Source organism: Acinetobacter sp. 226-1, assembly GCF_030329325.1.
GTDB classification, from domain to species: domain Bacteria; phylum Pseudomonadota; class Gammaproteobacteria; order Pseudomonadales; family Moraxellaceae; genus Acinetobacter; species Acinetobacter sichuanensis.
This window is the reverse complement of record NZ_JACANU010000001.1, coordinates 155632-176305: the sequence shown is the minus strand read 5'-3', so window position 1 is coordinate 176305 and position 20674 is coordinate 155632. Positions and strand designations below refer to the sequence as shown.

Here is a 20674-nt window from a genome sequence, read left to right as displayed (position 1 = left end):
ATATTATGGTGTTGAAAATAACTCATCATACTTTTGCATATGGGTAAATACACCCTCTTGTCTTTTATGAGCATCAATTAGAGGGACTAAGCGTTGGAAATGTTCAGATTGTACATGTGCATCCAATGCAGCACGGTCAATCCATTCTTCAATAAAAACAAAATGCCCTTTATTTTTTAAATCATGATAAAGATCATAGGCGATACAACCTTGTTCCTGTTTGGTTTTTTCAATCAGTTCAGCATATAAAGGCAAGACTTCAGCTATTTTATCCACCTGAATAAAGTCTTCTGCAATGAGTTTCAACATGGATAACACCTTGAATATTTTTATTAATTTATACTTTAGCTGAAATAAGGCTGTGTTTATTTTAAAATTTTTATAAAGGTGGAAACTGTAATCGTTTATATTTTCGGAACAATGGCAAAGCAGGTTTAAACACCCATTTTTTATTTAATTTTTTCAAATAGATATAATTTCCACTCCAAATACCAATCAACAAGGGTACAGCAAAAATACTCAGACTGATGATTGCAAAAATCAGGCTTTCCATAATTTCAGCCATTCTGCCATCAAGAAATTGACACAGGAAAATCAAACCCAACCAAACGATGCCCAAACAACGTATAACAGTGAAAAAACGTTGTATTTCAAATATTTTATGCGGCGTTCTTAGAAACCTGAACATCAGCCAAAAACCAAAAAATGCCATGATCATTAAGAAAGGGGTGAGATAGAGCATGACCTCTATACCCCGTTGTGCACTACGTTCCGAAGCTGCTACAAACAAATCACCATGGTAAAGGTTTAAAAACAAACAAAATGTAAGAACCAGACTGAGCACAGACACGATACTGGCGCAAAGCGCCGAAAATAATAATGACCAAGATCTCATTTTTATGATCCTTTTTGAACTTGGTCTTATTGTGCCGAAATGAATTGTGATTTATATGAGAGAAATGTGAAATTTAGGTGAAGTTACTTAAGACCTGACTGTACTCATAAAACTCACCACACCAAATAACCAAATAAACAAGATAAAACAACGACCTTGATGAAAATGATTTAGATCTGTGCCATGTAAAATATTATGCCGTGTTGCTGTGACGGTGGAACTGCTATCCATTTTATAGGCTGCAAGTTCTGAGAAATACGGATTCAGTTCATGGGCAATTTTCGCCTTATGCCACAAACTCTTAATTTCATTGCCTTTTAAGCCCGGTACGATTTTATAGACATCGACAAATTTAGTATCTTGTTGTTTTAAATAACCATGTTGAAGCAATACAGCGGTGAGTAATCCTTCCAAAAGTGCATAAAGTAAAGGCACACATCCTGCATAAAACTGAGCTTCATACAGCTTAAAACTTTGCTGTAAAACTTCACGATACTGTACTTTCTGATCGCCTATTTCCAATTCATCGAAGGCTTTCAACATTTCAGATTGAAAAAATTCTCCGTTGATCACATCCAACAAATTAAAGGTTTTAACATCTTCAGCATCATGAATGAGTTTCCAAAAATGTATTAAATTCAATGCATCATTGGCAAATTTTGCCCCGATAGGCTGTTCAAGATCATCTGCCAAGACATTGAAGTACGATTCTTCTTCAGCAAGTTGATGCAAGGTTTTGATTAAAAATGAATGCTCATCTTCCGAAATATCTTCAAGGTAAATCTGTGCTTCTTTTAAGACATTTTTCTCAAGTTGTTGACTGCCTTTATTTTGTGGAATACGGGTGACTTCACGATCAAACTCATCGTCATAAGGATCAATATCAAAATCGTTATCATGCATCATCGGGCTGTCACTCTTGGCAATTACAGTTTGGGAAAGAAACAAAGCTATTCTAGCTGAATGAATCATTGAAAATGAGGAAATTGCATAAAATCTACATATGAAAATATTTCACAGATTCTGTCATGCATCTTGATCGCAATTAAGCTAAAATCATTGCCCTTGCATTAACTTTGAGAAAGAGAGTTATATCCGTGCGAAATATTTTAGTCACTAACGCCCTTCCATACGCAAATGGTCCTATTCATATGGGTCATTTACTCGGTTACATCCAAGCAGATATCTGGGTTCGTGCCATGCGTGCAATGGGTCATAATGTGACTTATGTCTGCGCGGATGATGCACACGGTACAGCAATCATGCTTCGTGCTGAAGCCAATGGCATCACACCTGAAGCGCAAATCGCCAATGTTCAAAAAGAGCATATTCGTGATTTTGACGGTTTTGGTGTACATTTCGATCACTATGATTCAACCAATAGTGACGAAAATAAAGCCCGTTCAGAAGAAATTTATATTAAGAACCGTGAAGCAGGCAATATTGCAATTCGTCCTGTCACTCAGTTGTTTGACCCTGAAAAAAGCATGTTCTTGTCTGACCGTTTCATTAAAGGCACATGCCCAAAATGTAAAGCGGAAGATCAGTATGGTGACTCATGTGAAGTTTGCGGTACAACCTATAATGCAACAGAATTATTAAATCCACGCTCTACTTTGAGCGGTGCAACCCCTGTAGAAAAATCATCAGATCACTACTTCTTTAAACTGCCAAACTTTGCAGAATATTTGCAGAAATGGACACGTGATGAAGGTCGTTTACCTGTTTCTATCGCAAATAAGTTAGACGAATGGTTTGATAATGGCTTGAATGATTGGGATATTTCCCGTGATGCACCTTATTTCGGTTTTGAAATTCCTGATGCACCAAATAAATATTTCTACGTTTGGGTCGATGCGCCAATTGGCTATATGTCAAGTTTTGAAAACTATGTCAAAACCAAACGTCCTGACTTAAACTTTGACGATTATTGGAAAAAAGATTCTCAAAATGAAGTGTATCACTTCATTGGTAAAGACATCGTGTATTTCCATGCGCTGTTCTGGCCTGCAATGCTTGAAGGTGCTAACTACCGCACGCCTACAGGTTTATTTGTAAATGGTTTCTTGACTGTGAATGGTCAAAAGATGTCGAAATCTCGCGGTACATTCATTAAAGCTGAAACCTATTTACAGCATTTGAATCCTGAATACTTACGTTATTACTTTGCATCTAAGTTGTCGGATAAAGTTGAAGATTCTGACTTAAACCTTGATGATTTTGTACAAAAAGTAAATTCGGACTTAGTCGGTAAAGTGGTGAATATTGCGAGCCGTTGTGCAAAATTCATTAACACCAAGTTTGACAATAAATTGTCTGCGACTTGTGCAGAACCTGAACTCGTTCAAAGCTTTATTGATGCGGGTGATTCGATTGCCAAAGCCTATGAAGCGCGTGAGTTCTCTACTGCAATCCGTGAAATCATGGCGCTTGCAGATAAAGCCAACCAATATATTGATGAGAAAAAACCTTGGGCGCTTGCGAAAATTGAAGGCGAAGAACAACAAGTTCATGATGTGTGTTCTGTCGGTATTAACCTGTTCCGTCAATTGGCGGTATATCTTGCACCTGTACTGCCTACACTTGCAGCGCAAGTTCAAAACTTCTTAAAACTTGAGTCTTTTGATTTTGTATCGAGCAAAACGGCTTTGCTTGATCATGAGATTGCTTTGTTCCAACCTTTAATGCAACGTGTTGACCCGAAAGCGGTTGCTGCGATGGTTGATGCTTCTAAAGATTCTTTGGCTGCTGCGGCTGAACCTGCAAAAGTTGAGAAGAAGAAAGAAAAGAAAGTTGAGAAAAAGCCTGAGCCTAAAGTGGGTGAGGCAGAGATCATTGGCATTGAAGATTTTATGAAAATTGATCTTCGTGTAGCAGAGGTTTTAGACGCGAATATCGTTGAAGGTTCTGACAAACTTCTTCAATTGACGTTGAATGTTGGTGAAGCTGAACCACGTAATGTATTTAGTGGTATTCGTGAGTTTTACCAACCTGAAGACTTAAAAGGCAAATTGGTGGTGATGGTGGCAAACCTTGCACCGCGTAAAATGCGTTTTGGTATTTCAAATGGTATGGTTTTAGCTGCGGGTAACGGTGAAGGTGTTTGGGTGATTTCACCTGAAACTGGTGCAAAAGCGGGTGATAAAGTTTCTTAATTATTAGATTAAGATGGAAGAAAGCCTCTACTGATGTAGGGGCTTTTTTTGTGTTAAACTCCACAAAACTAATTTTTCAATAACAATGAAATTACTAAAAAAATTCTTTAAATACTCATCATTTATGACAATTGGTCCTTTTATTGGGACATTTTGTGTAGCGATGACATTTCATGTATCCATTTTTCAAAGAGATCCACAACATTTTTTACAAGGTTTAATTACACCTTCTATTGTATTTCCTATGATAGTCGCATTAATTTTCATTACACCTTTTGGTTACTTGTTTGGTTTTATTCCTGCAATGATTACTAATTTATTATTTGAACATTTTTTTAAAGGAAAAATGCTTAGTACAAGTTTTTTAAGGGTATTTGGATATGCTTGTTTATTATGTCTCATGTGGGCAACCTTTATTTTTATTCTAACCATGTTGATATGGAATGATATTAATATTTTTCTTTACGTTATATTCATAATGATAGTTTCATCAACATTAATATGTACTTTGATTGAATGGAGAAAACTAACCGATCTACCAAAAAATGATATTCTAAATAAAATGCTATAATAAATTTAATATATAAAATAGATTTTTTTCATCAATAAAAAATCCATATTCCAACCAATTCATGTTAAAAACAAACAACACAATAAACTGATATAAATAATGAAAAAATTAAAACTTGTACTTTCTACCATATTGCTTTGCGTTACACCATTAATCACGCACGCAGAAATTACAAAAACTCTACCCATCATAGAGCAACAAGCCCAAGTTGCAGGCTTCTATCAACATCAAGTCGGTAATACGCAAATCACCGCTTTACTTGATGGTACAAACTTTATGTCACCCACTTTGTTTAAAGATATTTCTCAAGACAAAGTCCATGAAATTTTAAAAAAATATCATGCTGATCAAGCTAAAGGTATACAAACATCAATTAATGCTTTTTTGGTTAATACAGGAGACTCTCTGATTTTAATTGATAGTGGAACAACTGATTGCTTTGGGGCACATTTAGGCTCTGTACTGAAAAATCTAAAAAGTGCAGGTTATCAACCTGAACAAGTGAATACTATTTTACTTACTCATTTGCATCCTGACCATTCTTGTGGTGTAAGTAAAGATGGTGTAGCAAATTATCCAAATGCTACTATTTATGTATCTGAGGATGAAGCGAATTATTGGTTAAACTCAAAACAGCTCCGTAAAATACCAAAGGATAAACAGGAGGGTTACGCAGGTACAGTTGAAAAAATTAAAGCAGCACTTGCACCATATCAAACCAAAAACCAATTTAAAACGTTTAAATTGGGTGACAAAATAAATGGTTTTGATGTGATTTCAACAGCAGGTCATACACCAGGACATTTTAGCTATAAACTCAAAACAACAGATGAAGATATTGTTTTTATTGGCGATATTGTACATTCACATACAGTACAATTTGACCGTCCTGAAATAGCGATTGATTATGATATTGATCCGCAAAAAGCAGTAGAAACTCGTCTAAAACAATTTCCAATCCTTGCTAGAAGCGGTGTAACTATTGCTGCACCACATTTACCCTTTCCAGGAATAGGACATATTTATTCAGCAAATGAGAAAAGCTATCAGTGGATTCCTGTACATTTTAAGGATTGATTGAAATTTGAAAAGCTCTTTTTTTAAAGAGCTTTTTACATATTTACATTAAAATCAAAGTTCTCTGTCACTTCATCCCAAAGATTAACTTCAAACCAAGCAAAGTCATGACCCCACCTGCTACACGGTCAAATACCTTCTTAAACTTCAAGTACACACGGCGTGGTTTTTCCGCAGACAACGCAACAGCCACCAGCGAATACCAACCTGCATCAATAAAAAAGCACAGCATCGGTAAAACTGCATAAAAATAACTTGGTATTTCTTTTGGTAAAAGTGCAGTAAAAACACTGGCAAAAATAATGGCAATTTTCGGATTACTCATTTGAGTAATAAATCCCAAACGATATGCCTGAGCATAACTCATCACCTGAGTTTCCCCATCAGCTTGTTCCATTGGGTCTTTAGCATGTTTAATAATTTTATAGGCGAGCCAAAGCAAATATAGACCACCACAGATTTTCAAAACTAAATATGCTGAAGGCACTGCCAACAAAACAGCCTGTAAGCCCATGACAGCCAGAAAGCCAAATAAGGCTGCACCTGTACCCGTTCCCAAAGCCGTAAACAAACCATGTTTACGTGAAATCGCAATTGAATTTTTCGCTACATAAATAAATGTAGGACCTGGACTGATTGCACCGAGCATGAGCGCCAAAGCAATCGAGCCTAAAATCAATAAAGATTCCACAATACATACCTAAACAAAGTTTGCAGGCATTCTAACTGATCAGATCAAAAAAGAAATCGAATACTTTAAACAAAGTTCAATATTTTACTCAACTGTATTTCCTGAATGATCTTGAGCTGTTAAGCGATAATCTCTTTCATGTACTGGCATACCACCAATGATCATGGTACGAACTTCAGTCGTTGTGGGCTTAGGGGCTTACTGTGGTCACATCCTACCAATGTACCCAATATGATGAGACTGAGACCTATGCAAAAAAATTTCATGGCATATCCTCTTCATTATTTTTATTCTTTTTAGCATAACAGCTTTGCCTAAAAAAACAGCATTATTTTGCGACGATTTATTTCATCTCAATATTAGGTATTCTCTAAAATAATTCACGTAAATAAACATTTAAACTTAATTCATAATAATCCGATAATTCGACTGACATGGGTTTTGAATGACCACACTTTGCATGTCCATTTCACCATCAAATTTTGCGATATAGCTAAAAGCATAACTGCCATCATCTTCAAAACCTTGATCCATTGGATAAGAGAATTGATTAAATTGAGGTACTTTTTGGTTGATCACTTGGCGAACCCGAAAGTCAGGTACGCTATAAAACACGAGTGAATCAGGCATATTTTTCACATTTGATTCATAAGTTACAATACATGTTTTATTTTGATTGATTGCTAAAAAACTACCAAAATTTTTCTGCTGATTTTGATCATTTACGACCATCAAATTATGATCTGTGCCTGTTGCACCTATCATAAAACCCATTAGGTTTGGCGTAAATTGGTACACAACTGCAGTTTTATTCCATTGTTTTAGCAGCGTTTGCTTTTTATTTTTTGCATCATAAAGCACAAAATCACATTCTGCATTATTACTGTTACAACGCTCTTGTTTGATTTTAATTTTTCCTGCTGAACCAAGAATTTTATCTTTTAAATCATCTTCATCATCATTCGCATAACTCAACATACTCAGCAATGCAGTTGTTGAAAACAGTAAAATTTTAAAATAAGAATTGAATGTCATGTTGCTCTACTTCGTTGTCTTCAAACATGGTGAACTACTCGATTTATAGTCTTTACCCCATGTACGATATCCTTGCGTATCAATATAATAGCGATTATTTCCATAAACACCTAAACCCATTTTAAAATTTCCCCCTTCCTTCTGCCAAAACTGACACATTTTTTTGACCAATCCCTCACGTGCTTTTTGATCTGTCTCTTTCGGTGCTAGTACATGAAAATCAACTGCATAATTATATAAATGTTTACTACGTGAAGCGCCTTTTACACATTGATTAAGTTCAGGATTACGATAAATTGCAGTGATGGTATAATGCTGATAAAAGTCATTTTGATTGAGTTTTTCAACCAGTTTTAAACTTCCAACTACATTTTCCCAATACTTTTTGGGAGGTATGGCAAAACGCTTGGAATAACACTGCTCAGGCATATAGTTTCGTGTCGTTGTCAGCTCCATCAAACTCGGTGGATGTTTTAAATACTGTGTCATAAATTGATAGTATTCATTTAATAATTTCGGATCTTGTTGAGATTTCCACTGTTCAAATTGCAGCTTCAGTGGATCTTTATTTTTATTTTCTGGTGTTTTTTTCTGTTCAGACTTTTCACATCCACTGAATAAAATCAGGGTACACAAGATCATCACAAAACTTGGTTTAATTTTTTTTAAAATATTTTGCATTAACCTTTATTCTTCATATTAAAAAACATTATTTTTTATCAGTCCTCTATCAAGATGAATGATAGCGTGATGGTTTCGTTATTTTAGCGAGATTTATACAAAGAATATGGCAGATTACAAAAAATCAACAACGCAGGATTTTACAACGGACAAAAATGTCCGTTAAATATTATTAAGTCCTATTTTGCTTTCATATCATGCGTAAACGCCAACAACTTGCTGCACAAAACCGTGAAGACTTACTTTCTGCTGCACTTAAAATATTTCGCCAACAAGGCATACGTGCACCCTTACAGTTAGTCATCAGCGAAGCAGGTGTTGGACGCGCAACATTTTATCGAAATTTTAAAGATCGTCGTGAACTGGTGATCGCCCTGATGGAACAAGCTTTAACGCGTTTAGAAGCAAAAGCAAAAGATTATGCACAATATCCCGATGGCATGATTCGACTGATACGCAGTCATGTCGATAATCTTCCACTTCTCACCGCATTAATGGAATATTGGCGCGTGATTGATCGTGATGACCCAATTATGGTGGATATTTATTTACGTCGTGATGCTATTTTACAACCCTTGATTGATCAAGCGATCACTCATCAGATTTGCCGTGCAGATTTAACTACTAAAGATTATGCTTTGATTACAGGGATTCTAAGAGCCGCATTTCAAGGTATGACTGATGCGGAACAAGTTGCTTTAGCAACACGCGCAGTTGACTTACTCATCGATGGTATGAAAGCGTAGTTAAAAATGGATAAAACACCACGCCTCCTTGAACCTGCACCAGATTGGACACCCGAAGAACGCCCTACTTTACCGGGTTCTCCTGCTGCAATCGCTCACTCTACGCCCAAAAAACTGATCTATTTTTTTATCGGTCTAGTGGTGGCTATCTCAGGCAGTCTGAGCAATGGTTTTATTACGGCTAACTTGCCATTAATTCAAGGTGAATATTCACTGACTCCTGCTGAAGCAGCTTGGATTCCAGCAGCCTATGTCATGGCAAATATCAGTTCAAATTTATTGTTATTTAAAGCAAGGCAGCAATATGGTTTAAGACTATTTTCAGAAATTGGTTTAGTCCTATTTATCTGTGTGCTCATTTTACATATTTTTGTACAAACCTTTGAAATGGCATTATTAGTCCGTATTATCAGTGGCTTAGTGGCTGCACCACTCAGTTCACTGGGCATGTATTATATTATGCAAGCCTTTAAACGCGCTAATTTTGGACGTGGTATTTATTTGGCATTAGGTTTTCAACAGCTTGGTATTCCTCTCGCTTGGATCATTTCGCCTTATATTGTCGATGTCAATGATTGGTCAATTTTATATACTTTTGAACTGGGTTTAGCACTTTGTTGTTTAGCAATGGTGGTTTCTCTAAAACTTCCTCGCAGCTTACGTATTGCTGTGTTTGAAAAGCAGGATTTTTTTACTTTTGCACTGCTTGCTCCTGGTTTTGCCCTTATTTGTATTGTCCTCACGCAAGGTCCTATTTTATGGTGGTTTGAAGCGAAATGGTTGGGCTATGCACTCATTGCAGGTTTCAGTTTGGTCATTATTGGACTCACTTACGAGCATTATCGGGTCAATCCATTATTGATTACGCGTTGGTTAGGTTCGGCAACGACGTTGAAATTTATCTTTGGAGCATTGGCAATTCGCTTGCTCATGTCAGAGCAAAGTTATGCCGCAGTCAATTTTCTCAAAACGATGGGAATGGGACCAGACCAATTTGTTTCTTTGTATGTTGTGATACTTTTAGGAATTGCATCTGGGACAATCTTTAGTGCCGTCACCTTTAAACGCGAGCGCATTCCATGGCATTTGGCTGGTGCTGTGGTATTGATTTTATTTGCGTGTACGCTTGATTATCATCTTACTAGTGATGTTCGACCTGAAAATTTTTACCGTAGTCAATTTATTGTCGGTTTTGCCAGTGGTATGTTTATTGGTCCGTTATTACTTACGGGCATTATTCAAGCCTTGCAAAAAGGTCCATCACACATGGTCACTTTTGTGGTTTTATTTTCGGCAACCCAAAGTTTTGGTGGTTTATTGGGTAACTCATTCTTTTCTACCTATCAGCAAGTGCGAACTCAGAATTACCGCGCTGAAATTATTAGTGACCTGTCTCCAACTGACCCAATCGTATATCAACGTATTCACACTTACCAACAAAGTGCCAGTAAATATACTTTAGATCAGCATTTACAACAGAATCAAGCACTGCAAAACCTCCATCAAGGGGTAACCAAAGAGGCACAGGTTCGTGCCTACAATGATGTTATTGCAATGAATGGCATTTTTGCGATTATTTTATTTATTTGGAGTATGTTGAATATTTTTTGGGCAAAATATCAAATTAGAAAACAGCAGATGATGAATTCAAGTTAGCCTCATTTAATACGCACGTTCAACACAATCATGGCTAGTTACTTTATGTATTAAAAATTTGAGATGATCCTATGTCACAAGATTCAAAACCATCAGAACCAAAAACAGAACCTACACCAACGCCAATTACACCACTTGCTCCGCCGCCATCCAGTAAGTTAATTCCAACGGCGAAACGTACTTTGGTTTTCATGTTCTTGGTTTTATTACTTGGCATTAGCCTGATGATGTGGGCTTGGCAAATTGGTCCTTTTCAAAATACGCTGCAATCTACCGAAAATAGTTATGTCAAAGGTAAAACAACTGTTCTTTCTTCACAGATCAATGGTTATGTCAAAGATGTCATGGTGACTGACTTTGACCATGTGAAAAAAGGTCAAGTTTTAATGCATATTGATACGACGACATATGATCAAAAAATCACTCAAGCTGAATCTGGTGTCGACCAAGCCAACACGACTTTAGCCAATCAAACTCAAGCGATTGAGCAACGTAAAGCTGATATTGTGGCTGCGCAAGCCAAAGTTGATCAAGCACGTGCCAGCTACGAACTTTCAAATGCACAGCTAAATCGCTATCAACAATTAGGAAATAGTGGTGCAACCTCAAAAACAGAACAAGATAAAGCCGCAGCAGATGCAAAAAATAATTTAGCTCTACTCAAACAAGCTGAAGCCAATGTTCTTGTTGCACAAGAAGCATTAAAAACTGCGCAAGTGGCTGAGTCAGGTTTAAAAGCTCAAGTGACCAATGCCAAGGCACAGTTTGATCAAGCGGTGACGACCAAAGATTACAGCGTTATCGCTGCGCCTATGGATGGACAATTAGGTGAAGTTACGCCCCGTGTTGGACAATATGTAGCAGCAGGTACACAACTGATGTATCTCATTCCAAAGCAAACTTGGATAATTGCAAACTTTAAAGAAACTCAAATTGCAGACATGAAAATTGGGCAAAAAGCCTCTTTCACTGTTGATGCGATGAAACATCAAAAATTTACTGGACGAGTTGAACAAATATCACCTGCGGCGGGTGCAGAATTTAGTGTACTCAAACCTGACAATACCACAGGCAATTTTACCAAAGTGGTGCAACGGATCTCTGTACGGATTGCCATTGACCCAAATCAAAAAGGACTTGAGTTTTTAAGACCTGGGATGTCTGTTGTTACTTCGGTAGATACCAGTCACAATTAATCCAATATCAAATCCGTTTAGGTACAATACGTATCAATCCTTGTATTTAAAATTATCCAATGTTTGATCGTATTGCCGAAACTGTTCAATATCAGAAGCTTGACCTAAAAGCGCCTGTGCATGTGACCATAAAACGTCTTGACCAGATTCATCCAAAAATTTCAGGTAATAAGTTTTTTAAACTCAAGTATAACTTTCTAGAAGCTCAGGCACGAGGCTGTAAACACATCATCACTTTTGGTGGAGCCTATTCGAATCATATTGCTGCAACGGCATATGCTGCACATTTATTTGGGTTTCAAAGTATAGGAATCATTCGTGGGGAAGAACTCGCGACCCGCCCTCTCAATCATACGCTTGCAACAGCACAACAATTTGGTATGCAGCTTCAGTTCGTTTCACGTGAAAAATACAGATTAAAAGAGACAGAGGAATTTATACAAGCATTAAAACAAACTTATCCTGAGAGTTATATTATTCCTGAAGGTGGAACAAATACCTTGGCGATACAAGGCTGCCAAGAAATTCTTTCTCAGAATGATTTAGAACATTATGATGTGATTTGTTGTGCTGTTGGCACAGGTGGCACAATTACAGGCTTAATTGAAGCAAGTGCAGAACATCAACAAATTTTAGGCTTTTCTGCATTAAAAGGTGATTTTCTAGCAAAGGAAGTTGCTTTAAAAACTCATAAAAAAAACTGGGAAATTACGGATGCCTATTGTTGTAGTGGTTATGCAAAAACGACAATTGAATTACTACAATTTATTGAAAAATTTGAACAAAAACATCAAATTCCGCTTGAACATATTTATACAGGAAAAATGCTGTTTGGAATTTTAGATCTGATTAAAAAAAAATATTTTGAAGAAAACACACGAATTTTAGTGATTCATAGCGGTGGTTTACAAGGTCGCTTAAACACCGCAACCTCATAGCCCAAACTGTCTCTAATTATAGCTTTATACCAGTTTATTATCATTTAATGCGATCAGACCTTTAATGAGACGATAAGCATCCCAAATAAAAACTGCCAATAGAACAACAAATCCAATCACTACAATCGCTAAAAGCGCACCAACGATATAGCCGACAAAACTAATCCAAAAAGTTTTAATTTGATAATTAACATGGCTTTCTAACCATGTGCCACGCATATCATCACGTTTCACATAGTTCATAATAATTGCAATAAGCCATGTAAAACCAACGAGATAACCTGCAAGATATAAAATATAAGTGATTTGATTATATTGTTTTAAAGCTGCGATTTCGGTTTCAGTTTTTGTTAAATTATTCATTTTATTACCTCTATTTATGTCTATTATTTATACTCTATTTCTTTTTTAAGTTTCATTTAAGCTGTCTTACAAAATACAATTTTTTAATTTTTCTTTACCGATTTAAATTACAGTTACTTGCTTATAGTACCTGAATTTTCATCTCATTTTGTCTATAATGCCCTGCTTTCCTTCCTCACGAGTTTCCCATGTCTACAAATCAATACGATGTCATTGTTCTCGGTGCTGGTGCTTCTGGTTTAATGCTAGCAGCAAAAGCGGCTGCACGTGGTCGTAAAGTCTTGGTCATGGAAAAAGCCAATAAAATCGGTAAAAAAATCCTGATGTCTGGCGGTGGAAAATGTAACTTTACCAACCTTTATGTAGAGCCTGAAAACTTCATTTCGCATAATCCCCATTTTGTTATTTCAGCCTTAACGCGCTATACCAATTGGGACTTTATAGGAATGGTCTGTGAATATGGCATTGACTATGAAGAGCGCAAACATGGGCAATTGTTTACTTTAAATGGTGCTAAAGAAATTTTAGCGATGTTACTCAATGAGTGTGAAAAAACTCAATTGGTTGACATCAAAACCAGTTGTGAAGTCAAAGCAGTCACTGCAATCGATGAACAACATTTTCAAGTGGCAACCAATATTGGCTACTTTGAGGCAACATCGGTTGTGGTCGCGTCAGGCGGTTTGTCTATTCCAACTTTAGGTGGTTCAGATATTGGCTATAAAATTGCGAAACAATTTGGGCATCACATCTACCCAACCCGTGCAGGCTTAGTGCCATTTACATTTTCAGACCAGTTTAAAGAAGTCACAACTCGCCTCAGTGGCAATGCTGTTGAAGCAACCTTATCCAATGAATTAAACAGTTTCACAGAAGCTTTATTATTTACCCATCGAGGCTTAAGTGGTCCAAGTTCTTTGCAATTATCGAATTATTGGGATGTTGGGCAAAGTTTCAAAATCGACTTTTTACCATCAAAAGAACTTTTTGAATTTTTTAAAGCCAAGAAACAAAGTCAACCAAAAGTTCTCATTCGTACCTTGCTGAGTGAACTACTGCCAAAAAGTGTTGTTTTAGAATTACAAAGCTTAATCTGGGCAGAATTCGCTGAAACTGCAATTGCTCAGCTCAGTGATGAAAAACTGGAAAATATTGCGCAAAAACTGCATCAATTTGAAGTCAAACCTTCTGGAACTGAAGGTTATCGTACGGCTGAAGTCACTCTTGGTGGTGTAGATACCACAGAGGTTTCATCTAAGACAATGGAAAGTAAGAAACAAAAAGGCTTATTTTTTATTGGTGAAATTTTAGATGTCACAGGACATTTAGGCGGTTTTAATTTTCAATGGGCATGGGCATCTGCACATGCCGCGTCTGAATATGTTTAATCATTTTACATAAGCAGATTAGCCCACGATTTTACTACTGAGTTTGATGATCTGAGCTATTTTGCTCTACTGTTTCTGTAGAAAGCTCTTTTTGCGCTGCCAAATCTGGCTTTGTTGCTGATTTTGGCTTTGCAAAAACAAATTTATAAGCACTGGCTAAAAATCCAATGGTAATACCTGCAATCACTATAGGAGCTATAAACTTATTGGGTTGCTTTTTTGTCATATGGGTTCTCCTCATTCATGTTTTCATTATTTAAATAAAAAAGATCGACCAGTAAATCCTGATCGATCTTTATCATAAATTACAGGTTATTTCGGGTCATCTTTTAACGGATGATCGGTTTTTGTATCAAATGTCTGATCTAAAGGAGCTTGATATTCAGATTCAACGATTGGAGAGTCTGTAGTCACCTGATCTGCTGTCACTAATCCAGAATGCTCATTTTCCGCAGCTTTCTGTGCTAAAGGATTGGGTTGATTTCCTTCTTTTTTAGCTTTATCAATGAGGTCTGTCAATACACGTTCTGCTGGTTGACGCCCACCTAAACCAAAGGCAAGTGCAAAGGCAACAGCAACAGCACCTAAAGTTAAACCAAATGCTAAATTCACAATAGAATCAGCAATACCCATTGCTCGAAGTCCCATTGCAATCACCAAGCCCATGATCAGTACACGAACTAAATTTCCTAGCCAACGCGAACTATTATATTCACCACGCTGCACCACATTTGCAACAACATTTGCAAGCCAGAAACCGATCACAAGAATCACAGCACCCAGTAAAATGTCAGCGCCAAACTGGATAAACATCGCAATAAGGTCACTAATTTGGTCAAACCCTAAACGGTTTGCTGCTTCTGATACAGCAAAAAGCATCGTAAAGAATACAATCAGATAACCCACAACACACGAAACTTTGGTTTCCCCTAAAAAGCGCTGTATATCAAGTTTAGCGGGGATTTGGTCAACGCCTGTACCTGCAATCAGTTCAGCCACTAAACGTCCCACAAAACGTGAAACGACATAAGCAACGATTAAAATCAGCCCTGCTGCAATAATATGTGGAATCGCAAACATGATTTCAGCAAGCATAGCTGTTGCAGGTTGCGAAATTGCTTGAATTCCCAACGCTTCAAACGCAATAATCAATGAAGTGATCATGACCACAGCAAAGACAAAAGAGCCTAAAAACTTAGGTAAACCTTGCTCTGAATTTTTAAATAAACCGACTTTTTCTGCTTGCGCTTGTAAATTTAAACTATTACTTAAGCCTTCAACAATACCGCGGACAATTTTCGCTAAAATATAACCCACGAAAATAATCACACCAGCAATGAAGATATTTGGTAAATAAGATATTGCCTCATTCAGCATATTTTGCACAGGTATTAATAGCCCTTGCAAACCTAAAATAGACAATACGATTGGTAAAAATAAGAGTAAAATCAGCCAGTAAACAATATCTGCGATATTATGACTAATTGGACTTACGCCAACTTCTGCACTTAGTTTTTCATCAAGTTGTGTGCGGTCTAATAAGTTTTTAAGCCCAACTTTGACCAAATTTGCCACAATCCATCCAATAAAACCAATTGCAATAGCAGCAAGAAGCTGAGGAATAAACAACAGGAATTGCTGAATCATGTTGCTAAAAGGACTGCTGATACTACTCAAATTCAGTACATTTAATGCACCAATCACGGCAATAACCATGACCACCCAAAAAACAACTCTGGATACTATATTTTCAATATTTGAGCGATGTCCTGTTGCATTAGACAATTTTTGATTTGTGCCTAATTTAGTCAGTATTTTCTTAATTCCTGCTGCAATAATTAGCGCAAGTATCCAACCCACCAACAAAATTACAATTGCAGCAATAATGGGTTGGAATTGTTCCCAATAATACATGGCATCAAAACGACCACCACGTGAACCTAGATATTCATTCATTGTTATGTCCTCTATTCATCTTGCTCGTTTTAGATCATGATTTTCTTGTGAATAGCGTCATCTTTTTATGTCATGTTTCTGACTAAAATATTTAAGATATATGAAAATGATTTATATATCAGATACTTTTAGATGTATGCTTAAACAACATATTGGCTTATGTTGAAATGAAAAATCTTTTCATCTCAACATAAAACCCACGCGACTCTATTGAGAATCACGTGCTCCAGTTGCAGTTGCTTCTGCTGTTTCATCGGTTGCTGTTGCAATAGTATCTTGCTGTCGATTTGAATCGTGTTCACTTACAGCAGGAATGGACTGATTTGCAGGAATTTCTCCCGATTTAGGATTCATATCTGCAAACATATAAAAAATCAGAGCTGCCAGAAAAATACCAACAATAATCAATATATAGACGGGTAAACGTCTTTTTTGTTGTTTTTCCTCTGCACCCTCGACATGGGGTGGCTTAGTAAAATCATGAACCATGGTTTTCTCCCCCTTATTAACGTGATTGGTGTTTTTTTATACTAACAAGCTCTATTGTAGTATTGTGTAAAAAATTTTATATCTTAGTAAGTTAGTCTTGCTTATTATTTAACCACACTAATAACTGTTATTTTTAAATAGAGAGAATGAAATAGAGACAATCATGAAATTTTGAAATTAAAAAATTTTGCAGTTAATTTGAGCTATAATATCGACCCTCTTATTGGGCTATGGAAAATATGGCTTATCAACGGCAAAGTGTCTCACTCGATTTAGACACAGATGTCACTCATCAATGCTTTTTGCATACCACTCGTGATGAACATTTCATTGGAATTATCGAATTCAATAAACCTAGTGATGTTTTAAAATGGGGAGACCTTGAGTATTTTCGTCGTCGCACAGAAGAATTGTCAGTCATGCCTTTTCCTGACTGTATTAATGCGATGATTATAGATATTCGAAATATTGAACCTTTTTTAGATCAAGAAGTTCCTGTTATTCCTTGGCGCTTAGTCGAAGAAGAATGTCCGATTCGAATTATTGTTCCGTCAGAGCGTCTTGAGTTTTACTCAGGTTTTTTTGAACCAACATGGCTCAGCACAGATCTAGACTCAGCAATTTATGAGCTACGTGAATTTATGGATATGTTTGTTCATTAAAAAAAATCCTCTAATCAATAGAGGATTTTTTTAATCAAAAATGTTGATGCTCAAACAACTTACCAGTAATTTTCTACTGCAATATTTCCTTCACCACGACGATTCATGGTTAAACCACGTGCTTTTAAAGCATCTTTAGTATCATCAACCATCTGTGGATTTCCACATAACATCACATGTGTTGTTTCAGGATTTAATGCTAAACCAACCGTTTTTTCTAATTCACCATTTTCAATTAAAATCGGTAAACGATCATGTAAAGTTGCCTGCGGGTCACGGGTAATAATAGGTACAAACTGAAAGCCTGTATGCCCTTCACCAAATGTTTGTGCAATTTCTTCAATACGTGTTACATAAGCAAGTTCAGATGCTGTACGCACACTATATACCAAGGTAATTGACTGATATTTTGACCAAGTTTCAAAGTCTTGTAACATTGAAATAAATGGAGCTAATCCTGTTCCTGTTCCTAATAACCATAAATCTTTGGGTAATGGTAATTGATAACGTGCTAAGGTTAAAAAACCATAAGGAACTTTTTCTAAATATAATTCATCCCCAACTTCGAGATGTTGTAAATTTGAGGTAAAAGCACCATCTGGCACAACAATAGAAAAAAATTCTAAGGTTTCATCAAAAGGCGAAGAAACAACAGAATATGCTCGTACAACAAGATCATCTCCAACTTTTAACCCAATACGAGCGAACTGCCCTGCGGTAAATTTGAAATGAGCAGGTCTTGTCATGGTAAAACTAAATAAGGTATTGGTCCAACGGTGTACAGATAAAACCTTTTCTACGCTAAATTTTTCAATTGACATGATTTGAACGTGGCATGAATGACTATGCTCATGGTAGCATGTCAACATAATTTATTAATATTTATTTTAAATAGACCTCTTTCATCCTCCTCCTTTTTTTCCTCTAAAAAGAGAAAATTAAAAGGTCTAAAGTTTATATGAAAGACGTTTAATGTTAAGGCTATCTACATGCGCATGACTTTACGCCAATTGGCTGTTTTCGTAGCAGTCGCTCAAGAAGGCACTGTGACCAAAGCCAGCGATGCAGTTCGATTGACTCAAAGTGCTGCAAGCATGGCTTTGGCAGACTTAGAGGACGGACTCGGAGCTCCCCTATTTGACCGTCTTGGAAAAAGATTACAATTAAATGATTTAGGTCGTTTTCTTCTTCCGCAAGCACTTGAAATTTTAGGTCGTTGCGAAGCTTTTGAGCAAGCTGCAAAAGGTGAATTCCAAAGTATAGATTTACGTATTGGGGCAACGCTCACCATCAGTGACTACTTGATGCCAGATTTAATGGCTGATTTTTTACAAATTCGCCCACAAGCTCATTTACAGTTACAAGTAGGTAATACTCGCCAAATGATTGAAGCAGTAAATCAATTCCAACTTGATTTAGCTATGATCGAAGGTTCTTGTCATTTACCACAATTACAGTGTATTCACTGGCGTGATGATGAATTAGCTGTATGTTGTGCTCCTAGCCATCCTTTAGCTCAGTTAAAGCGACCATTAACGCCTGAAGATTTTTATCATGTAGAATGGATTTTACGTGAAGAAGGCTCAGGTACACGTGAAGTCTTCGATAATGCAATCTTACAAGATATTCCTGATGCCAATATACGTTTAACGCTTGGGCATAATGAAGCTATTCTAAAAATTGTAGCAGGTGGTTTAGGTGTATCATGTATTTCTAAATTAGCAATTGATCCGTTATTAGAAAAACAGCAACTTGTTGTCTTAGATACTCCATTTTGGACATTAACACGCCCACTCTATATGCTCGTACATCGACAAAAATATCAAGGTCCTGGTTTACGTTCTTTTTTACAGTTTTGCGAAAATCAAACAGGTAAATAAAAATCTTACGATCATAAGCATGCTCAATATAAAAACCGTGGCTTCAAGTACACGGTTTTTATTTAAAAGACTTTGCCAAAATATTACTTCCTTAAAGCAGCATTTTTTTGTGCAGCATTTTTCTTTTCTTGTTCCAATTTATACAAATGTAGCTTAACCTCCTGTTCTTGTTGATACTTCTTATATTTACCATAAGCTAGATAGGCAACATTTGTACCTAATAACAAAATAATCACACCAATCACATATAATGGATTAATATAAAATTTATGCTCTTTCTTTTCTTTTACGGGTTTCCATTTTCCATATAATATTTGTGTTTTTAAATTTAAATACATCGAATTTTCTTTAAAACTGGATCCTTCTCGCTCTTCTTGAAACTCCACTTTCGAATCTACAGGTTCAGTTTCTAAAAATGAATCTTGCTCTACTTTTTCATGAGTCACCAATGCTTGGGAGCTTTGTGATGTAGATGATATTTTTTGATCATTCTCTTCTAAATGTTCCTGTTTTTGCTCTTTATCTTCACTTGATTGATCATGCAAATTAATCGCTTTATTTAATGAAAAATTACTATACTTTTCTTCAATATCTTGAGATTCAGGCAATACTGGAATGCTATTTTTTTGTTCAATTAAATCTTCTGGTTCTGTGAATATTTGATGTTCTGTTGTCACTAAATCTATTTTTTCGGAAATATCACATGTTTGATGTTCTTCTATATCTATCTTTTGATGTTCTTGACTGAGTGGCTCAAGTAAATCTGCTGAATTATCTGCATAAACAACCGATTGTTGCTGATTTTTTTGTTGAGCAATTTCATCTTGTGTTTGATCCAAAGTCAAAATATCAGATGAAATCGCAGTTTCGATGAGAGTTGAGTCATTTTCATGATCAATTTGCAGTGTTTCACTCGTTTCCTGCTGTTGCAACTGATTTTGATCTAATTCAAGTAAAGGCACTGTAGCTAAAAAAGAATGATCTTCTGATTTAGCTTCCTCAACATCATTGATCATATTAAAAGAGGTTTCAAGTTCCTCATTTTGGCTTTCATGAATTTCTTGCGTACTCACATCAGTAAATTCAACAACTTCAGGTGTTATATTTGTAGCGTGTTGCTCTTCATTTTTCTCAAGCTCCCATTCAATCATCATCGGGTCAGCTTGTAATTCTTGAGCATTAAGTTGCTGATCTTCGAGTTCTAATAACGTAAAAGCTACAGATTCCACAGATTCCACAGATTCCACAGATTCCACAGATTCCACAGATTCCACAGATTCCACAGATTCCACAGA

23 protein-coding genes are annotated in these 20674 nt (G+C 36.4%); 10 read left to right on the top strand and 13 right to left on the bottom strand.

All coding sequences use genetic code 11. The annotated features are described in order from the left end of the window. Positions 1 to 3: 3 nt before the first annotated feature. The 3 genes from HX124_RS00860 to HX124_RS00850 form a co-directional block, all read right to left on the bottom strand. Entirely contained in the window at positions 4 to 309 is a 306-nt protein-coding gene (locus tag HX124_RS00860; RefSeq protein ID WP_286381660.1) for a putative quinol monooxygenase, read from the bottom strand. A gap of 70 nt (positions 310 to 379) precedes the next feature. Further along, positions 380 to 895 carry a hypothetical protein gene (locus tag HX124_RS00855; protein ID WP_286381659.1) on the bottom strand — a complete coding sequence of 172 codons (516 nt, stop codon included), beginning with the start codon at positions 893 to 895 and terminating at the stop codon, positions 380 to 382. An 87-nt stretch (positions 896 to 982) separates the two neighbouring features. After that, positions 983 to 1798, bottom strand: a complete 816-nt coding sequence (locus HX124_RS00850) for a hypothetical protein (protein WP_502872799.1) — start codon at positions 1796 to 1798, stop codon at positions 983 to 985. A 194-nt stretch (positions 1799 to 1992) separates the two neighbouring features. On the opposite strand from HX124_RS00850, the gene metG reads away from it, so the two are divergent. The 3 genes from metG to HX124_RS00835 all read left to right on the top strand — a co-directional run bounded on the left by metG (position 1993) and on the right by HX124_RS00835 (position 5698). Then, positions 1993 to 4050, top strand: a complete 2058-nt coding sequence (gene metG / locus HX124_RS00845) for a methionine--tRNA ligase (RefSeq protein ID WP_286381657.1) — start codon at positions 1993 to 1995, stop codon at positions 4048 to 4050. An 85-nt stretch (positions 4051 to 4135) separates the two neighbouring features. Next, positions 4136 to 4621, top strand: a complete 486-nt coding sequence (locus tag HX124_RS00840) for a hypothetical protein (protein ID WP_286381656.1) — start codon at positions 4136 to 4138, stop codon at positions 4619 to 4621. Positions 4622 to 4720: 99 nt separating this feature from the next. Continuing rightward, positions 4721 to 5698: an MBL fold metallo-hydrolase gene (locus HX124_RS00835; protein WP_286381655.1), complete on the top strand. Its 978-nt coding sequence runs from the start codon at positions 4721 to 4723 to the stop codon at positions 5696 to 5698. Positions 5699 to 5765: 67 nt separating this feature from the next. Here HX124_RS00835 and HX124_RS00830 read toward each other — a convergent pair whose 3' ends face one another. The 4 genes from HX124_RS00830 to HX124_RS00815 all read right to left on the bottom strand — a co-directional run bounded on the left by HX124_RS00830 (position 5766) and on the right by HX124_RS00815 (position 8105). After that, positions 5766 to 6389, bottom strand: coding sequence for a LysE family translocator (locus HX124_RS00830; protein WP_286381654.1), 624 nt, complete (start codon positions 6387 to 6389; stop codon positions 5766 to 5768). 84 nt (positions 6390 to 6473) lie between these two features. Continuing rightward, a complete protein-coding gene (locus HX124_RS00825) occupies positions 6474 to 6554 on the bottom strand; it encodes an NF038215 family lipoprotein (RefSeq protein ID WP_286381940.1) in 81 nt (26 codons plus the stop codon). Between the two features lie 237 nt (positions 6555 to 6791). Next, positions 6792 to 7424 (bottom strand): hypothetical protein, encoded by a 633-nt coding sequence (locus tag HX124_RS00820; RefSeq protein ID WP_286381653.1) that lies wholly within the window; start codon positions 7422 to 7424, stop codon positions 6792 to 6794. Positions 7425 to 7430: 6 nt separating this feature from the next. After that, on the bottom strand, positions 7431 to 8105 hold the full coding sequence (locus HX124_RS00815) for a D-Ala-D-Ala carboxypeptidase family metallohydrolase (RefSeq protein WP_286381652.1): 675 nt from the start codon (positions 8103 to 8105) through the stop codon (positions 7431 to 7433). Between the two features lie 197 nt (positions 8106 to 8302). Between HX124_RS00815 and HX124_RS00810 the strand changes: the two genes are divergently transcribed. The 4 genes from HX124_RS00810 to HX124_RS00795 all read left to right on the top strand — a co-directional run bounded on the left by HX124_RS00810 (position 8303) and on the right by HX124_RS00795 (position 12641). Then, on the top strand, positions 8303 to 8851 hold the full coding sequence (locus tag HX124_RS00810; protein ID WP_107009637.1) for a TetR/AcrR family transcriptional regulator: 549 nt from the start codon (positions 8303 to 8305) through the stop codon (positions 8849 to 8851). A 6-nt stretch (positions 8852 to 8857) separates the two neighbouring features. Continuing rightward, entirely contained in the window at positions 8858 to 10507 is a 1650-nt protein-coding gene (locus HX124_RS00805) for an MFS transporter (RefSeq protein ID WP_286381651.1), read from the top strand. Between the two features lie 71 nt (positions 10508 to 10578). After that, the gene (locus tag HX124_RS00800; RefSeq protein WP_286381650.1) at positions 10579 to 11703 is read left to right on the top strand and encodes an HlyD family secretion protein; all 1125 of its coding nucleotides are present in this window, start codon (positions 10579 to 10581) and stop codon (positions 11701 to 11703) included. A gap of 59 nt (positions 11704 to 11762) precedes the next feature. Continuing rightward, positions 11763 to 12641, top strand: coding sequence for a 1-aminocyclopropane-1-carboxylate deaminase/D-cysteine desulfhydrase (locus HX124_RS00795; protein WP_286381649.1), 879 nt, complete (start codon positions 11763 to 11765; stop codon positions 12639 to 12641). A 24-nt stretch (positions 12642 to 12665) separates the two neighbouring features. Here HX124_RS00795 and HX124_RS00790 read toward each other — a convergent pair whose 3' ends face one another. Then, the gene (locus HX124_RS00790; RefSeq protein WP_286381648.1) at positions 12666 to 13004 is read right to left on the bottom strand and encodes a DUF4870 family protein; all 339 of its coding nucleotides are present in this window, start codon (positions 13002 to 13004) and stop codon (positions 12666 to 12668) included. A 188-nt stretch (positions 13005 to 13192) separates the two neighbouring features. Between HX124_RS00790 and HX124_RS00785 the strand changes: the two genes are divergently transcribed. Continuing rightward, on the top strand, positions 13193 to 14392 hold the full coding sequence (locus HX124_RS00785; protein ID WP_286381647.1) for a BaiN/RdsA family NAD(P)/FAD-dependent oxidoreductase: 1200 nt from the start codon (positions 13193 to 13195) through the stop codon (positions 14390 to 14392). Between the two features lie 34 nt (positions 14393 to 14426). On the opposite strand, the gene HX124_RS00780 is transcribed toward HX124_RS00785, so the two are convergent. The 3 genes from HX124_RS00780 to HX124_RS00770 form a co-directional block, all read right to left on the bottom strand. Next, positions 14427 to 14618 (bottom strand): hypothetical protein, encoded by a 192-nt coding sequence (locus HX124_RS00780; protein WP_107009643.1) that lies wholly within the window; start codon positions 14616 to 14618, stop codon positions 14427 to 14429. Between the two features lie 86 nt (positions 14619 to 14704). Continuing rightward, a complete protein-coding gene (locus tag HX124_RS00775; RefSeq protein WP_286381646.1) occupies positions 14705 to 16348 on the bottom strand; it encodes a mechanosensitive ion channel in 1644 nt (547 codons plus the stop codon). Between the two features lie 207 nt (positions 16349 to 16555). Beyond that, positions 16556 to 16837, bottom strand: coding sequence for a hypothetical protein (locus HX124_RS00770; protein ID WP_286376312.1), 282 nt, complete (start codon positions 16835 to 16837; stop codon positions 16556 to 16558). Positions 16838 to 17076: 239 nt separating this feature from the next. Between HX124_RS00770 and HX124_RS00765 the strand changes: the two genes are divergently transcribed. Then, positions 17077 to 17499: a hypothetical protein gene (locus HX124_RS00765; RefSeq protein WP_286381645.1), complete on the top strand. Its 423-nt coding sequence runs from the start codon at positions 17077 to 17079 to the stop codon at positions 17497 to 17499. A gap of 59 nt (positions 17500 to 17558) precedes the next feature. Here HX124_RS00765 and HX124_RS00760 read toward each other — a convergent pair whose 3' ends face one another. Further along, the gene (locus tag HX124_RS00760) at positions 17559 to 18320 is read right to left on the bottom strand and encodes a ferredoxin--NADP reductase (RefSeq protein ID WP_286381644.1); all 762 of its coding nucleotides are present in this window, start codon (positions 18318 to 18320) and stop codon (positions 17559 to 17561) included. 168 nt (positions 18321 to 18488) lie between these two features. Between HX124_RS00760 and gigC the strand changes: the two genes are divergently transcribed. Then, positions 18489 to 19379: a LysR family transcriptional regulator GigC gene (gigC, locus tag HX124_RS00755; protein ID WP_107009647.1), complete on the top strand. Its 891-nt coding sequence runs from the start codon at positions 18489 to 18491 to the stop codon at positions 19377 to 19379. A gap of 83 nt (positions 19380 to 19462) precedes the next feature. On the opposite strand, the gene HX124_RS00750 is transcribed toward gigC, so the two are convergent. Beyond that, the coding region (locus HX124_RS00750) for a hypothetical protein (RefSeq protein ID WP_286381643.1) at positions 19463 to 20674 on the bottom strand (1212 nt) is incomplete at its 5' end.

Coding starts and splice junctions, on each gene's coding strand:
- HX124_RS00795 (WP_286381649.1), top strand. CDS start 11,763: ATGTTTGATCGTATTGCCGAAACTGTTCAATATCAGAAGCTTGACCTA.
- HX124_RS00760 (WP_286381644.1), bottom strand. CDS start 18,320: ATGTCAATTGAAAAATTTAGCGTAGAAAAGGTTTTATCTGTACACCGT.
- HX124_RS00850 (WP_502872799.1), bottom strand. CDS start 1,798: ATGCATGATAACGATTTTGATATTGATCCTTATGACGATGAGTTTGAT.
- HX124_RS00860 (WP_286381660.1), bottom strand. CDS start 309: ATGTTGAAACTCATTGCAGAAGACTTTATTCAGGTGGATAAAATAGCT.
- HX124_RS00775 (WP_286381646.1), bottom strand. CDS start 16,348: ATGAATGAATATCTAGGTTCACGTGGTGGTCGTTTTGATGCCATGTAT.
- HX124_RS00835 (WP_286381655.1), top strand. CDS start 4,721: ATGAAAAAATTAAAACTTGTACTTTCTACCATATTGCTTTGCGTTACA.
- HX124_RS00815 (WP_286381652.1), bottom strand. CDS start 8,105: ATGCAAAATATTTTAAAAAAAATTAAACCAAGTTTTGTGATGATCTTG.
- gigC (WP_107009647.1), top strand. CDS start 18,489: ATGCGCATGACTTTACGCCAATTGGCTGTTTTCGTAGCAGTCGCTCAA.
- HX124_RS00840 (WP_286381656.1), top strand. CDS start 4,136: ATGAAATTACTAAAAAAATTCTTTAAATACTCATCATTTATGACAATT.
- HX124_RS00780 (WP_107009643.1), bottom strand. CDS start 14,618: ATGACAAAAAAGCAACCCAATAAGTTTATAGCTCCTATAGTGATTGCA.
- HX124_RS00800 (WP_286381650.1), top strand. CDS start 10,579: ATGTCACAAGATTCAAAACCATCAGAACCAAAAACAGAACCTACACCA.
- HX124_RS00790 (WP_286381648.1), bottom strand. CDS start 13,004: ATGAATAATTTAACAAAAACTGAAACCGAAATCGCAGCTTTAAAACAA.
- HX124_RS00810 (WP_107009637.1), top strand. CDS start 8,303: ATGCGTAAACGCCAACAACTTGCTGCACAAAACCGTGAAGACTTACTT.
- HX124_RS00855 (WP_286381659.1), bottom strand. CDS start 895: ATGAGATCTTGGTCATTATTATTTTCGGCGCTTTGCGCCAGTATCGTG.
- HX124_RS00805 (WP_286381651.1), top strand. CDS start 8,858: ATGGATAAAACACCACGCCTCCTTGAACCTGCACCAGATTGGACACCC.
- HX124_RS00770 (WP_286376312.1), bottom strand. CDS start 16,837: ATGGTTCATGATTTTACTAAGCCACCCCATGTCGAGGGTGCAGAGGAA.
- HX124_RS00825 (WP_286381940.1), bottom strand. CDS start 6,554: ATGATCATTGGTGGTATGCCAGTACATGAAAGAGATTATCGCTTAACA.
- HX124_RS00785 (WP_286381647.1), top strand. CDS start 13,193: ATGTCTACAAATCAATACGATGTCATTGTTCTCGGTGCTGGTGCTTCT.
- HX124_RS00820 (WP_286381653.1), bottom strand. CDS start 7,424: ATGACATTCAATTCTTATTTTAAAATTTTACTGTTTTCAACAACTGCA.
- HX124_RS00765 (WP_286381645.1), top strand. CDS start 17,077: ATGGCTTATCAACGGCAAAGTGTCTCACTCGATTTAGACACAGATGTC.